The organism is Vibrio sp. Vb0937, from assembly GCF_033338855.1.
This window is the reverse complement of sequence record NZ_JAWOTK010000496.1, coordinates 1-1,002: the sequence shown is the minus strand read 5'-3', so window position 1 is coordinate 1,002 and position 1,002 is coordinate 1. Positions and strand designations below refer to the sequence as shown.

2 protein-coding genes are annotated in these 1,002 nt (G+C 45.0%); both read right to left on the bottom strand.

Annotated elements, in window-relative coordinates:
* A partial coding sequence (locus R7P67_RS26770) for a GNAT family protein (protein WP_318086578.1) occupies positions 1 to 546 on the bottom strand: 546 nt, incomplete at its 3' end.
* A gap of 3 nt (positions 547 to 549) precedes the next feature.
* Positions 550 to 975: a GNAT family N-acetyltransferase gene (locus tag R7P67_RS26765; protein ID WP_005486380.1), complete on the bottom strand. Its 426-nt coding sequence runs from the start codon at positions 973 to 975 to the stop codon at positions 550 to 552.
* Positions 976 to 1,002: the final 27 nt, after the last annotated feature.

The following is a 1,002-nucleotide window of genomic DNA, read 5'->3' as shown; positions in this document are numbered from 1 at the left end:
TGCAAAATCGCGCAGTTCTGTATCCTCCAATCGCATATCCATACAGTCTTGCGCCTCACGTCCTAAAGCAGGAAAAACCGCATGCGCTTTTAAAATGCCTTGGCTGATAAAGCCACATTTCTCCAACACACGAATACTCGCGTGGTTGCCAATATGCGGGGTAGTGCGAATGCGCGTTATACCCAAGCTTTGCAGGTAAACAACGCCAAGTTTGCAGGCTTGGGTTGCATAGCCTTTTCCCTGATAGCGAGCAGAAATACCAAAATGGATTTCACTGCTGTCTTGCTCAGGTATCAGCACCAGACAGCCTATAGGAGTTTGAGAAGTAAGTTCTTCAATGGTGAAGACTAATAGATTGGGAGACTTTTGATCATATTGAGCACGCCATCTTTCGATAGCTTCAAGGGTTTGATTAACATTTTGGTGGGCTTGGCGATTGAGGAAGCGGCATGCTTGCTCATCGCCTAAATAGTTTTCAAACAGGGGAGCAGCGTCTGTTGTTTTGAGGTATCTGATTGCCACTTGTTGAGCTTCAACTCTCATCATGATTTAGCTCTGATAAACATTCGGTTTCCAGATTTGCATGAAGTTTTCTACTGGAGCAATAGGGGTGAACCCAAACTGTTCGTACAACCCATGAGCATCGCGGGTTGCAAGCATCATACGGCGTAAGCCTTGTAGTTCTGGATGAGCAACAATTTCTGAGATCAACCACTTACTGATGCCTTTACCACGGTGTGCCTCCACTACAAACACATCGGCAAGATACGCAAACGTGGTGCGATCGGTAATTAACCGAGCAAAAGCGACGAGTTGATTTTCGTCATCCAAAACCGCGAAACAGAACGAATGGCGCAATGACTTCTCAAGGCGTTCTCTTGGAATGCCCTTTCCCCAATAACTGTTTGAAATGAACTGGTAGATAACGTCTAAATCCATGTCATCTAACGACGTGGTAATTCGAAACCCTTGCATTGTATCCCTCAACATTGATTTATATTT

Excerpts from the sequence above, each read along its gene's own strand:
- R7P67_RS26765 (WP_005486380.1), bottom strand. The coding sequence starts at position 975 with ATGCAAGGGTTTCGAATTACCACGTCGTTAGATGACATGGATTTAGAC.